Here is a 12,991-nt window from a genome sequence, read left to right as displayed (position 1 = left end):
CGCATGTGATGCACCATTCTTGTGCGTTGTCCGGGAGGGGCGGCATTCCTGTTTCGAGAATGTCTATGCCAGGCGGAATTTCATGCATGCACGGCGGAATTCGCCGCACAAGCTAGCGGGGATTCGCACGGCCGCCCGCGCCGGGCACGGACGGCCGAGGACCGCGTCAGCGCAGCGCGGCGAGTTCGCGGTCGAGCACCTCCAACCCCTGCACCGCGACGGGACCCGGACCGGTGTAGCCGAAGGGGACGGCGATGATCCGGTCGGCGGCGACGGCCTCGATCGGGGCGAGTTCCAGACGGGCGCGCAGGGCGGCGCGGGCCGACTCGGGAGTCTGATCGCCCTGGGTCAGCAGAATGATCACCTCGGGATCGCGGGCGATCAGCGTTTCGGTGTTGGCCTCGAAACTGCGCTTGGCGACCTCGCCGAAGACATTGTCCAAACCGAGGATGCCCAATTGTGTGTGCGCGGTGCTGGTCCCGCCGTAGGCGTTCACCTTGGTTCCGTCACGGGAGATGATCAGCGCCGCCGCGGGGCGTTTCGGCCCCGGCGCGGCGTGCCGGTCGGCCACGGCCGTGACGCGCTGCCGCAACGCCGTCACCGTCGCCCGGGCGGAATCCTCGGTGCCCAACAACTTTCCGTACAGCTCGATATCGGCGAACACGTCGTCGTAGGAGCCGTTGGCCTGTTGGCAGTATCCGCGGGTGACCAGCAGCGGGATACCCGCGGCGGCCAGATCCTCGGCGCTGATCGCCGCGCCCTCGAAACTCACCACCAGATCCGGGGTGCGGGCGATGATCTCCTCGCGCGCCAGTTCGGCGGTGGGCGCGATCATCTCCGCGCCGCGCAGCGCCTCGGCGTATTCGCCGGGGAACGGCGCGGTCTCGAAGGAGCGGGTCTTCACCCGATCGGCCGCGCCCGCCGCGGCCAACAGCGGGGCGGCGACGGAACCGACGGTCACCACGCGCTCCGGGGACCGCTCGAAACTCACCTCGCGGCCGCAACTCGAGATCGTCATCGGGAAGCCGGCGTCGGCGGGGCCGGACGCGGAATCGGGTGCGCCGCAGGCGGCGAGCGTGGCGGCGGTCAGCAGCGCCGCGCCGGCCAGAGCCAGGCGGCGCGATAGTCGGGGTACACCTGTGGTCACGTCAAAGGGTCCTTTCTCGGGGAGTACAGGCAGGGAGTGCAAGCGGGAGGTGCAGGCGGGCGAGGTCAGGCGGGAAGTACAGGCGGGAGGTGCAGGCAGGTGAGGTCGGGCGGCGAGGTCAGGCGGCGGGGCGCGGGAATCGCCGGATCAACAGCAGCAACAGCGGCGCGCCGACGACGGCGGTGACGATCCCGAGCGGCAGTTCGCGCGGGACGAAGGCGATCCGGGCCACCACATCGGCCGCGACCAGGAACAGCGCGCCGAGCAGCGCCGAGACCGGGAGCAGCCTGCGGTGCGCGCCGCCCACGCACAGCCGCGCCACGTGCGGCACGATCAGCCCGACGAAGCCGATCGCGCCCGCGACCGCGACCACCGCGCCCACGCACAGCGCGACCACCGCCAGCGCCAGCATCCGCAGGCGTTCGGGGCGCAGGCCCAGGGTCCGCGCGGTGTCGTCGCCGATGGCCAGCGCGTCGAGTCGGGTCGCCAACAGGAACAGCGCGAGCAGGCACGCGCCGACCGCCGCCGCCGTGGTGGCGACCGAGGTCCACGCGGCCGAGGCCAGCGAGCCCAGCAGCCAGAACAGCACGGTGCGCGCGCCTTCGGGGGTGTCGGAGGCGAAGATCAGGAAACTGGTCGCCGCCGACCCGATGTAGCCGATGGTCACCCCGCCCAGCAGCAGTCGCAGCGAGGTCATCTGCCCGTTGATCCGGGCCACCAGGTAGAGCAGCGCGGTCGCGGCAAGCGCGCCGGCGAAAGCGCTGGCCGCCAACGCCGTCGCGGTCACCGCGGCGGTCACGCCGAACAGCAGGTAGGCGGCCGCGCCCGTGGAGGCCCCCGAGGTGACGCCGAGGATGTGCGGGTCGGCCAGGACGTTGCGCACGATGGTCTGCAACACCGCGCCGCTGACCGCCAGCGCCGCGCCGACCAGCGCGCCCAGCAGTACCCGCGGCACGCGCACCAACCAGACGATGGAGTCCTGCGCGGCCGTCCAGTCCCGCGCGACGGGGAAGCCGACAGTGTGGTGGCCGACGATGCGCGCCACCGTGCCCGGGGCGACGCCGACCGGGCCGGTGCCGATCGCGACGACGATCACCGCCGCCAGCGCGACACTCAGGCCGAGGACCCACAGCAGGGTCGTGAGCAGGTGGCGGCGGTGGCCGAGATCGTCCACCTCGACCTCGGGGAGCAGCGGGGTGACGGTCACGAGTTCACCGCTTTCGGCCGGTCGCCCGCGACGGTGTCCGCGCGCGGGCCGAACAGCAGTTGCACCGCGCCGAAGGCGAAGGACCGCTGGACGGTGACCTGGTAGACGGGTTCGAGGATCTCGGGGGTCAGCACGTCGGCGACCGGTCCGGCCGCCGCGACCCGGCCGCCGTCGAGCAGGACCAGGCGGTCGCAGTAGCGGGCGGCCAGGTTCAGATCGTGCAGGACCACCAGCGTGGTGGCCTCCAGATCCCGCACCAGCGCGAGCAGTTCGTGCTGGTATCGGACGTCGAGATGGTTGGTGGGTTCGTCGAGCAGCAGGTGGTCGGCGCGCTGGGCGAGCGCGCGGGCGATCAGCACCCGCTGCCGTTCGCCGCCCGAGAGCGCCGAGAACGGCCGGTCGGCAAGCTCGCGCGCGCCCACCCGTTCCAGCGCGGCGGCGGCCGCGATCCGGTCCTGCCGCGAATACCCTTGCACCGCACCGGCCCACGGGGAGCGTCCGAGCAGAACGGTCTCGGCGACGCTGATCGGGGTCTCGGTCGGCGACTCCTGGGTGACGACCGCCAGGCGCGCCGCCAACTCCCGCCCGCGCAGGCGCGCCACGGGTGTCCCGTCGATCAGGATCGTCCCGCCGCGCGGCCGCAACGCCCGGTAGATCAGGCGCAGCAGCGTGGATTTGCCGGAGCCGTTCGGGCCGATGAGACCGATCGTGCTGCCCGCGTCGGCCGCCAGCGCGATCCCGTCGAGCACCAGCGCGCCCCCGTAGCCGAAACTCACGGCCTCGACGGAGATCACGACGCGCCGTTCGGGGTCGGGGCCGCGCCCGTCACAGCGCCTCCTCGCGTCGGGCGACCACGTGCAGGCGGTCGCCGTCCAGCGCCCCGGACAGTGCACCGTCACCCGGCCAGGCCGGCTCGGTCAGCGGGCCGGGCGCGTCGAACAGCGCGACGGTCCGCAAACCGCTCAGCGCCAACAGGTGTCGCAACTCCCGGGGGAACAGCAGCCGCCACGCGGTGTGCTGGCGGACCTCCTCGGCCCACCCGGGTCGGGTCCACACCCGTTCGCGGCGCAGCAACTGCTCGGGAAGGTCGAGCCGCAACCTGGTGCGGGCGGTGTAGGTGGTTCCCGCCCAGTCGATCTCGCGGACCGTCTCGACGTCGAGCAGTTCGCGGCGACCGCGCTCGGTGAGCAGGAACGCGCCGCTGCGCATCTCCAGGACCACCAGTCCGCCGGGCCGCAGGCAGTGCGCGAAAGCCGTGAGCGCGGTGACGATCTCGGCGCTGTCGTGCAGGTGCAGCAGCGTGCTGCCCAGGCAGGTCACGACATCGACCGGTTCCGGGCTGCGCACCGTGCGCATGTCGCCGATCTCGAAATCCGGACCGGGGTGGTGCTCGCGGGCGTAGGCGACCATCTCGGCCGAGATGTCCACCGCGCGCACGCGATACCCCAGTTCGATCAGTCGGGCCGCGTCGCGGCCGGTGCCCGCGCCGACGTCGAGCAGCGTGCGGGCGGGACCGTCGCCGAAGCGCGCGACCAGATCGTGGACGAACCGCGCGTTGCGACGGCCGGTGTCGGGGAAGGCGCGCTCGTAGAGGGCCGGATTGTCGGTGAGAAAATTGTCGGTGAGAAAACTGTCGGTCGCCAGGACCGGTCCGCTAGCCGCGCTCGTCATCGTGGGTGTCACCTTTCGCCGAGGTGGTCGTCGGGACGGCGGACCCGATCGCGATGCCGCCCGCGGGCAGCAGGCCGCGTCGGTGCAGCGCCGTCACCGCCCCCGCCGCGAGGAATCCGGTGGCCGCGCACAGCAGGGCGGGGGGCCACGACAACGCGCCGCCGCCCCGGTCGAGCAGTGCGCCCGCGAGGGCGGTGAGGGTCACCGTGAAAACACCGGACAGCAGATAGAATGCACCGAAATACGTTCCGGTCAGCCGGGTTCCGCTGAATCGGGGAATCAATTCGTTGACGAACGGCGAGACGATCATCACCCCGACGGCCAAACCGACCGCCGCGAGCAACACCGGGAACAGTCGCACCGCGACGGGCAGCGTCGGGTCCTCGATGATCCCCGCCGCGGCCGGCGGCGCCAGGAACGCCGCGCCCATCACCGTCATCCCGGCGGCCATCGCGGGCCCGCGATCACGACGTCGCCCGCACCACCGGGTCAGCCGCACCTGCCACAGCAGGATCACCGCCGTCTCCACCACGAACAGCGCCGCCACCGCCGCGGCCCCCGCCCCGCCCGCGGCGGCCCTGGCCTGCACGGTGAACAGGAAATAGATCTGACTCTGCAACGCGAACATCCCCATCAGCGCCACCGCGAAGCCCAGGAAAGCGCGATGGGCGAACACCGTGGCCAGATCGCCGGCGACGGTGGTGTTCGCGCGCGGCACCGGTCGCGCGGGCAGCAGCGCCAACTGGGCCAGGGTCAGCGAGCAGAAGATGCCCGCCGCGACCAAGGCCGTCATCCGGAAACCGGCCGCGACCAACACGGTGCCCAGTACCGGTCCCAGCGCGGAACCGACATTGCCGAAGACGGTGAACAGCGCGAACGCCTCGGCGGCGCGGTCCTCGCTGTCGCGGGCGATGTAGGCGCGCACCGCCGGGTTGAACAGCGCGCCGGCGAAACCGGTCAGGACCGAGGCGAGCAGCACCACCGGCACCGACCCGCCCACCGCGAACAGCGCGAAGCCCAGCGCCCGGATCGCCGCGCCGGTGATGATCACCCCGCGCGCGCCGAGGCGGTCGGCGGCCGACCCGCCGACCAGGAACAACCCCTGCTGACTGAGGTTGCGCACCCCGAGCACGGTGCCCGCGACCGCGGCCGAGAGCCCCAGATCATTGAGCAGGTACTCGGCCAGGAACGGAATCAGCAGGTAGAAACCGATATTGCCGGCCAAGTGGTTGACCAGCAGCACGCGCACCGACAGCGGGAAGGACGCGAACGAACGCCAAGTGGTCATCGGCGGGTCACCCCCAGTCCGGGGCCCGCGGGTCTGCGCAGCGTGCCGTCGGCGCCGCCGAGACCGCGCCAAGGGTCGTCGGCCAGCAGCAGGTGTCCGTCCAGGTCGACCCAGCGCGCGATCCCGGTGAGGTGAGCGGCGGGCGCGATGCTCAGCGAGGAGCCGACCAGACAGCCGAGCATCACCCCCACCCGCGCCGCGGCCGCCCATTCGATCATCACCAGCGCCGCGTCGAGGCCACCGCATTCGGCGAGTTTGACGTTGACACCCGCGATGCCGGGCGGGAGCGCCGACAGATCCGCCACCCGCGCCGCGGCCTCGTCGGCGATGACGGGCACCGCCAGGGCCGCCGCGACCCGCGCGAGTCCGTCGAGATCGTGCGCGGGGACCGGTTGTTCGAGTGCGGCGGGCGCGCAGTCGGTCAGCGCCGCGAGGACCTCGATCGCGGTCGGCGCGTCCCAGGCCCCGTTGGGGTCCAGCAGCAGCGCGGCCGCGGGCGCGGCCGCACGGACGGCTCGCACCCGGGCGATATCCGCGGCCGGGTCCGGCACGCCCACTTTGACTTTGAGCACGGTGAAGCCGGTCGCCGTCACCCGCGCGGCCGAGGCGGCGGCCTCCTCGACGGTCCCGAGGCCGACGGTGTACGCGGTGGGCACGTGGTCCCAGCGCGGCAGGCCGAGCAGATCGCACAGCGGCACGCCCGCGACGGTGGCGAGGTAGTCGTGCACGGCGCAGTCGACGGCCGCGACCACCGGCAGCGCCTCGGGCAGCGCGGCGCGCAGTTCCGGTAGTCGGGCGCGCAACGCGACGGCGTCGTCCGCGCCCATCCAGTCGGCGACCCGCGTCAGTGCCAGGGCGACGGACTCGGCGTCCACCCCCAGTCGCGGACTGGTGACCACTTCACCGCGCCCGTGACCGCGGTCGTCGGACAGGGTCAGGCGCACGGCGTCGCGCTCGCTCATCGCCCCGCGCGAGATGCGCAGGGGTGTGGCGAGTCTCAGTGTCTCGACGGTGTGTTCGAGTCTCATACCAGGACGTCCTCGGTCAGGGCCGCCGGATCGGTGACCACCCGGCAGCGCGCCCAGCCGTCGACCTCGACCCGGTCCGGCGCGGCGATCTCGACGGGGTGGTCGGCGGGGCGGCCGGTGAGTCCGTGCTCCGCGCACCAGGTTTCGTCGTAGAGGGTGTTCAGATAGCGGAACGGCCCGTCGGGGAAGACGGTCAGCACCCGCGCGGACGGTTCGCGCCGCGCCAGCCAGCCCGCGACGCGCGCGGTCGCGCCGGTGCTCCACCCGCCCGCGATCGTGGTGGCGGCGGCCAGTTCGCGGCACGAGGCGGCCGCCTCGACCGGACCGACCCAGTGCACCTCGTCGAAATCGGCGTAGCGCACGTTGCGGGGCAGGATGCTGCTGCCGAGTCCGCGCATCACCCGCGACCGGGCGGGCTGCCCGAAGATCCGCGACCCCACCGAATCCACGCCGACCACCCGCATCCCGGGCCACTGCCTGCGCAACGTGCCGGTGAGTCCGGCGCTGTGTCCGCCCGACCCCACCGAGGCGACCAGGATGTCGACGGCCTCGACCTGCCGGACGATCTCCAGCGCCATCGCGGCGTAACCCCGCGCGTTGTCGGGATTGTTGTACTGGTCGGGCCAGTACGCGCCGGGCGTGGTGACGAGCAGTTCGGCGAGCCGGTCCAGGCGGGCCTGCTGCCACCCACCTGTCGGATGCGGGCGCGTCACCGTTTCCAGGCGGACGCCGTAGATGCCGAACAGCGCCCGCATCTCCGGTTCCAGGCCTGCGTCGACGACGAGGGTGATCGGATGGCCCAGCGCGCGCCCGGCCAGCGCCAGACCCAGCCCCAGTGTGCCGCTGGTGGATTCGACGACCGGGGCGTGCGGGGCGAGGTCACCGCGGGCCGCGGCGGCGGTCAGCATCGACACCGCCGCGCGCGCCTTCATCCCGCCGATGCCCGCCGCTTCCAGTTTCGCCCGGTAGCCCGCGCCGCCGGGTCCGGCGGGCAGCCAGACCACGGGAGTTTCGCCGACCAAGCGCAGCAGATCGGCCTGCGCCGCGAGCGGGGTCACGCCGCACCGCCGTCCCGGTAGTGGAACAGGGTGCTGGGCGCGCCGTCGAGGGAGAAGAACGGGTACGGCTCGGCGGACACCGCGTGCACGCCGCCGGGACCGAGGAACCACGGCAGCACGGCGCTGCCCGTCTGCGCGAACAGCGTCAGCGGGACCGCGCGGCGGGCGGCAGCCGCGCGCAGGGTGTCGAAACTGCCGTTGCCCAGCGTCATTCCGGTGACGAGCAGCGCGTCGCACCTCTCCAGACCGTCGGCGGCCGAGGTCGCCACCGGTTCACCCCATTCGGTGTGCCCGCCGACGCGGTCGCAGGGCAGGTAGTCGATCCCGCGTGCGCGCAGCGCGGCCAGCAGCGAGTTGACCACTCCGATCACCAGGACGACCGCGCCGGGGCCGACGGGCAGCAGGTCGACCACGGCGGCGGCGCGGCGACGCGATTTCTCCAGCGTGTCCGTACCGGCGACCGTGACCGGTTCCGCCCGCCGCCCGCCCGCGCGCGGATGCGGGTGCGCGTGCAGGAGGTAGGCGTCCAGCGCGGCGATCCGCACGGCGGGCAGCGGATGGACGAGCAGGTCGGCGACGGTGGCGCCGGGACAGTCGTCCACGGCGCGCAGGTGGTCGCCGGGCGCGTCGCGTTCGATGCCGCACGAACCCACCGCCGCGCCGACGCGCACGCTGAGCACTTCGTTGCGGTAGCCGTGCGCGCGCCCCGCGTGCCGGGTGCCGTAGACGGTGAGGAAGGCGGAGGACGCCCGGACGGTGGACGGGTCCGGGCCCAGCGTCCCGGCGGCCGTCCATTCGGTCAGTTCGGCCACCGAGGCGGGGCGGGCCGCGGTCGGCGCGGTCATCGGACGAGTTCCGGTTCGGCGTGGGTGATCCGCAGGTCCTCGATCAGCGCGCGGGCGGCGGGCCCCGCGGCGCCGGGACGGTCCCGCACCACCATGACGTGCCCGAGGTATTCGTTGTTGTCGCGCGCGCGGCGCACCACCGTGCCGGGCGCGGCGGTGGCGTGCTCGACCACCTCGGCCAGTCCCGACCACCGGTCGTGGCCTGCGATCTCGACAACCGGCCCGGTCCGGCGCGGCACCGCGAACGCGACGGCGGCGCTGCCGACGCCCGTGGCGGTCGGCGTCAGGTCGGGGACCTCGCCCGCGGCCAGTTCGGCGTGCACGGCGGGCAGGTCGACGCCGGTGACCCGGCGGATCAATTCGGTGATGCGGTTGCCCGCGGGGCGCGGATTGACCTCGATCAGGCGCGGACCGTCGGCGGTCAGTCGGATCTCGGTGTGCGCCACGGTGTCGTCCAGGCCCAGGGCGGTCACGGCGGCGACCGCGACGCCGGCGATCGCGTCGGCGGCGGCCGGGTCCAGGTCGGCGGGGAACATGTGTCCCGCCTCGATGAACCAGGGCGCGCCGGTCAAGGTCTTGTCGGTGACCCCGACCACCGTGGTGTGCCCGCGCGCGGTGACCGTCTCGACGCTGAACTCCGGTCCCTCCAGGCACTGTTCGAGCAGGACGGTCGCGGAGCGGACCTGCCCCCTGGCGTTGACGGGGAAGCCCGCGATGTCCTCGACCGCCGCGCGCAGTTCCGAGGCGTCGGCGACGCGCCGCACGTACATCCCGCCGCACAGGTCGATCGGTTTGACCACCAGCGGATAGCCGAGTTCCGCCGCGGCGTCGGCCAACTCGGGCCAGCGTGATCCGACGGCGAAGGCCGGACCGGGGACGCCCGCCGCCGCGCAGACCCGGCGGGTGGCCTCCTTGTCGCAGGCGGTGCGCACGGATTCGCGACTCGGACCCGGCAGGCCGAACTCCGCGGCGACGGCGGCCACCAGCGGCAGGTAGTAGTCGCAGGAGGACAGCACGCCGTCCACGCCGAGCGCCGAGCGCAGGTCGCGCACCCGGTCCAGCACCTCGGCCTCGTCGTTGGTCTCGACGGTGAGGATGTTGGCCGCGCCCAGCAGCGGATGCTCGGCGTCGGCGCGGGCGCGCAGGTAGTGCCCGAGATCGCGGGTGAGCAGGCTGAACCGATGCCCTCTCTCCCGGATCGCCCGCGGCAGAAGGGTACTCATCGAGCCGACCCAACTCTCGATCATCAGCAGGTGTGCCATGGTCCCTCGCTCGGTGTCGGAAATCCCCACTCGGACAAGCCCGGCCACGCGGACCGAACGACGGGAATAGTAATGACAATGGTTGCCATTTGCATAGCCCTGACTATCGGCGAGCAGGGCGGACACCGCGATCGCCGCGACAACTCCCCCTCCCGCGACTTCCAGGCAACAACGCTGCGACCCCCACCCTTCTCCATGGACGATCCCAATCGCGAGCGACCTGCCCGGCAGAGCCGACTCACCCCGCCGGCACCGGCGCACTCGCCGAGCCGCCCGCGATCCCGCACGCCCACCCCGTGGTTATCGACGGGCATTCCGGGTAGTCCGACGACACCGTTCCGAATGCACCGGTTCGATGCATCGAATTTGCATCGAATATCGGCTACCGTGGAAGGGTGCCGAGCGGGATGCGCCGCTCAGCGATCGGACACCACCGCAACGAGTTCGCGAACGTCACCGCCGACGGCCCGTATCGACCGGCGCGCGGGACACGCGCAGGAGTCAGTCATGAGAATCGCACTCACCCGGCGCGGCACGGCCGCGCTGCTCGCCACCGTCCCGGCCGCACTCGGCCTGGCCCTACTCTCCGCTCCGCAGGCCGCCGCCGACAACGTCGACTGCCGGGTGCCCGGCGCGGGCGCCGTGCAGAACACCGCGAGCGACGCGGCGTGTTCGGCCGAGAGCGACGCCGGCGGGGCGGCGGCCGCATTCGGCCTCGGCGGCGGCGCGACCGCCGACGCGGCCGCGAACAGCCTGTCGCTGGCCATCGCCCAGAACGGCGGCGTCGCCACCTCGACCTCGACCGCGCTGTCCGGCCCCGCCGCCATCGCCGTCGGCCCCGGCGCGACCGTGAACGCGGCGGGCGTGCGTCCGGGCCTGTCGATCGGTATCGCGGGACCGGGCGCGACGGTCACCATTCCGGGGACCAGCGGGCCGACCTGCACGGGCGGCGCCGGGTTCGCCGGGGACTTCCAGACCTTGCAGGGCTGCGTGTCCATGGGCTGAGCCGGTCGCGGGCTAGCGCGCTGACCCGCGCGCGACGACCCTGGCCCACCTGCTCGAGCCGCTCGGAGCGGTGAGGGTGTCGATCAGTTCGACCGCCGAGATCACCAGCACCGGTCCGCCGACGACGATCGTGCCGATGACCCCGCCCAGGCTCGCGCCGGTGACCGCACCGGGCAGACATCCGAGACCGGCAAGCATGCAGCCCGCGACCGTGCCGACGACCAGCCCCGCGGCGGTGCCGACGAAGGTGCCGACCGCGGTGGCGAGGCCGAAGCGGGTGGAGAAGTCCGCGAGCGCGGCGCGATCCTCCAGCGGCGAGGCGACCGGCCGCGCGGCCGGTTCGGGCAGCGGCTCCCACCCCTTCGGCCTCATCCTGAGTTCCCTGGCCGCCCCGTCGACGGCCACCTCGGTGCGCAGCGCGCGGTCGCCGACGACGAAACGCGTGGGCAGCGTCATGACCGGTGTGCCGTCCTCGTCCACGACGGTGACGGTGGCCGCGTCACGGTCGACGGTGAACCCGCCGCGCGAGAGGGTCGTGAGGACTCCGTCGGGCGCGGCGACGACCCGGTATTCGATGTCCGGCCGTTCGGGGGCGTCCGCGTGGGCGGTCGCGGGCGCGACGGCCGCGACGAGGGCGAGCGCGAGCGCCGCGATACGCGTGGTTGCGATCACGAGATGTCCTTTTTCATCGGTGCGCGGCCGGCTGCCGACCGTCTCGCCGCGAAACACAACCACAGTGGCCGGTTCGTTACGGGATTCCGGTGATAAATAGGTGATCGACACTGATCGATCCCCGGACACACCGATAGCGGCGGACCGCGCGTCCGCAATTCGCGCGCCGCCGAGACGCGCCGCAGGTCATTGCCCCGGCACGGCGAAATATCAGGTGCGCACCGCCCGAATACGGCGATAGCGGACCATTCCCTGTTTCACGACGAATCGGTCAGTCGCGCCGTATAGCGCAGACCGGGCAATTCCGCGTCACCGGGACGAATGCGTTCGGCGAGATCGGCGAGCATCGACAGCGACGAACTGGACAGTCCGGTCGCGGCGAGCAGCAGGCGACGCAGCGAATACTGCGACACCGTGGCGATCACGCTGATATCGGCGCGGCGCTCCCCGCGCGGCGTCCCGGTGCCGAGCCAGTGCGCGTCCGCGCCGAAGAAACCGGCCAGCGCCTCGATGAGTTCGGGTCGCGGACTGCGCCGGTGGCCGCGCCGAAGCATGGACATGTAGGACGGGGAGACGGTCTGGCCGACCCGGGCCAGGGCGTCGACCAGTTCGCGGTACTGCAACGGCTGGCCCCGGCGTCGTTCCCAGTCGATGATGAGCCGGTCCAGGCGGGCGGCGAATTCGGCGTCGCCCGTCGTAGGCGCCTCACCGGTCATCGGCCACCGAGGCCACGTCCAGCGAGCCGGGCAGGTCGAAGGGCACGGGCGCCTCGAAATAGCAGGGCGCGCACCCGCGATCCAGGCGCGCCGCGCAGTGGTCGCCCACCCGGACGGGTAGCTGTCCGCGCTCGAAGGCGCCTTCGACGGCGGCGGGGGCGAGCGGAGCGGACCCGAAAGCCGTGAATTCCCACCGGGTTCCGGTCTCGTCGCTGCGCCACCCCTCGGGGTCGACGGCGTAGATCCGCCGGACCCGCTGGTCGACCACGACGATCACGTGCGCGGCATTGCGGCGCACGGCGGTGCCGACCGGCCACCAGCGGCGGTCGTATTCGTAGCCCGCGCGCGGCCCGAGCAGCGGGGACGCGGCGGCGTCCGGCCAGGGCTGGGAAATCACCAGGGCCAGGCGCTCCCCCGCGCCGCGATGGCCCCACAACTCGTGGGTGTGGGCGCGGTCCATGCCGGAGACGGCGGCCAGGTCGCCCAGGTCGGCGGTGTTGTCCACGGCGGCCGCGGCGGCCTCGGCCATCCCCGCCTCGATCTCCTCCGCGAGCACGCTGTGCACCCGGAGCAGGGCCAGGTGGAACTCGCGCGCCTGCGTGAATTCCAGTTCACCTGCCTGATATCGGGCCCAGGCACGGGGACCGAGTCCACTCAACGTGCCCGCCAGTTCGACCAGGATCGTGCGCACGGACCGACTCAGCCACAAGCGTTCGGTTGCCCGTAGATCGCGAGCGAAAGCGTAGCCGCGACTGTCGAGAAGTCCATCGGTCATGGGCATGGACTTTAGCCCGGTAATCCACCCTGTTCACAGATTTACCGGATTGAACTCAATAAAATTTTGCCGACCAAGATCGGACATAACTGTAGCGTTGCCCAGTACCGATTGGTTGGTTTCCGCTACCGTTCTCTGGGGTATCGCGCAGACCCCGCTGAAACAGTCTCCGAGTTTGTCACACTCTGCCGTTCGAACCTTTTGCTCGCAAATTGCCGAACACCGAGAGAGACGTCGGCGACTCTCCCCCAATCGACGCACGGGGGTAACGTCCACAGGTGCCAGAATCGACATCACCCACAGGGGCGTCGCGACGG

General features: G+C 72.3%; 13 protein-coding genes. 1 reads left to right on the top strand and 12 read right to left on the bottom strand.

The window, feature by feature from the left end; translation table 11 throughout:
• Positions 1 to 166: 166 nt before the first annotated feature.
• From ON30_RS10245 to ON30_RS10205, 9 genes are all read right to left on the bottom strand, one after another.
• The gene (locus ON30_RS10245; protein WP_040706048.1) at positions 167 to 1,147 is read right to left on the bottom strand and encodes an ABC transporter substrate-binding protein; all 981 of its coding nucleotides are present in this window, start codon (positions 1,145 to 1,147) and stop codon (positions 167 to 169) included.
• 118 nt (positions 1,148 to 1,265) lie between these two features.
• A complete protein-coding gene (locus ON30_RS10240) occupies positions 1,266 to 2,354 on the bottom strand; it encodes a FecCD family ABC transporter permease (RefSeq protein ID WP_051029150.1) in 1,089 nt (362 codons plus the stop codon).
• Positions 2,351 to 3,148 (bottom strand): ABC transporter ATP-binding protein, encoded by a 798-nt coding sequence (locus ON30_RS10235; protein ID WP_040706047.1) that lies wholly within the window; start codon positions 3,146 to 3,148, stop codon positions 2,351 to 2,353. Before ON30_RS10235 ends, ON30_RS10240 begins: the two co-directional genes overlap by 4 nt.
• 31 nt (positions 3,149 to 3,179) lie before the next feature.
• A complete protein-coding gene (locus ON30_RS10230) occupies positions 3,180 to 4,025 on the bottom strand; it encodes a class I SAM-dependent methyltransferase (protein ID WP_051029149.1) in 846 nt (281 codons plus the stop codon).
• Positions 4,009 to 5,313, bottom strand: coding sequence for an MFS transporter (locus ON30_RS10225; protein ID WP_040706046.1), 1,305 nt, complete (start codon positions 5,311 to 5,313; stop codon positions 4,009 to 4,011). Before ON30_RS10225 ends, ON30_RS10230 begins: the two co-directional genes overlap by 17 nt.
• On the bottom strand, positions 5,310 to 6,341 hold the full coding sequence (locus tag ON30_RS10220; RefSeq protein ID WP_040706044.1) for an enolase C-terminal domain-like protein: 1,032 nt from the start codon (positions 6,339 to 6,341) through the stop codon (positions 5,310 to 5,312). The genes ON30_RS10225 and ON30_RS10220 overlap by 4 nt, the downstream gene beginning before the upstream one ends.
• Entirely contained in the window at positions 6,338 to 7,399 is a 1,062-nt protein-coding gene (locus ON30_RS10215; RefSeq protein WP_040706043.1) for a PLP-dependent cysteine synthase family protein, read from the bottom strand. The genes ON30_RS10220 and ON30_RS10215 overlap by 4 nt, the downstream gene beginning before the upstream one ends.
• Entirely contained in the window at positions 7,396 to 8,244 is an 849-nt protein-coding gene (locus ON30_RS10210; protein WP_040706042.1) for a Rossmann-like domain-containing protein, read from the bottom strand. Before ON30_RS10210 ends, ON30_RS10215 begins: the two co-directional genes overlap by 4 nt.
• Positions 8,241 to 9,467 (bottom strand): ATP-grasp domain-containing protein, encoded by a 1,227-nt coding sequence (locus ON30_RS10205; protein ID WP_245553994.1) that lies wholly within the window; start codon positions 9,465 to 9,467, stop codon positions 8,241 to 8,243. The genes ON30_RS10210 and ON30_RS10205 overlap by 4 nt, the downstream gene beginning before the upstream one ends.
• 546 nt (positions 9,468 to 10,013) lie before the next feature.
• On the opposite strand from ON30_RS10205, the gene ON30_RS10200 reads away from it, so the two are divergent.
• The gene (locus ON30_RS10200; RefSeq protein ID WP_040706039.1) at positions 10,014 to 10,511 is read left to right on the top strand and encodes a DUF6764 family protein; all 498 of its coding nucleotides are present in this window, start codon (positions 10,014 to 10,016) and stop codon (positions 10,509 to 10,511) included.
• 12 nt (positions 10,512 to 10,523) lie between these two features.
• Here ON30_RS10200 and ON30_RS10195 read toward each other — a convergent pair whose 3' ends face one another.
• From ON30_RS10195 to ON30_RS10185, 3 genes are all read right to left on the bottom strand, one after another.
• Complete coding sequence (locus tag ON30_RS10195) at positions 10,524 to 11,183, bottom strand: DUF8020 domain-containing protein (protein WP_157183679.1); 660 nt, start codon at positions 11,181 to 11,183, stop codon at positions 10,524 to 10,526.
• 257 nt (positions 11,184 to 11,440) lie between these two features.
• The gene (locus ON30_RS10190; protein WP_040706037.1) at positions 11,441 to 11,899 is read right to left on the bottom strand and encodes a hypothetical protein; all 459 of its coding nucleotides are present in this window, start codon (positions 11,897 to 11,899) and stop codon (positions 11,441 to 11,443) included.
• Complete coding sequence (locus ON30_RS10185) at positions 11,889 to 12,674, bottom strand: hypothetical protein (protein WP_040706035.1); 786 nt, start codon at positions 12,672 to 12,674, stop codon at positions 11,889 to 11,891. Before ON30_RS10185 ends, ON30_RS10190 begins: the two co-directional genes overlap by 11 nt.
• Between the last annotated feature and the right edge of the window lie 317 nt (positions 12,675 to 12,991).

The sequence above is a fragment of the Nocardia takedensis NBRC 100417 genome (genome assembly GCF_000308695.1).
Classification (GTDB): Bacteria; Actinomycetota; Actinomycetes; order Mycobacteriales; family Mycobacteriaceae; genus Nocardia; species Nocardia takedensis.
The sequence above is the reverse complement of the archived record's forward strand: the minus strand, read 5'-3'. Positions and strand labels throughout refer to the sequence as shown.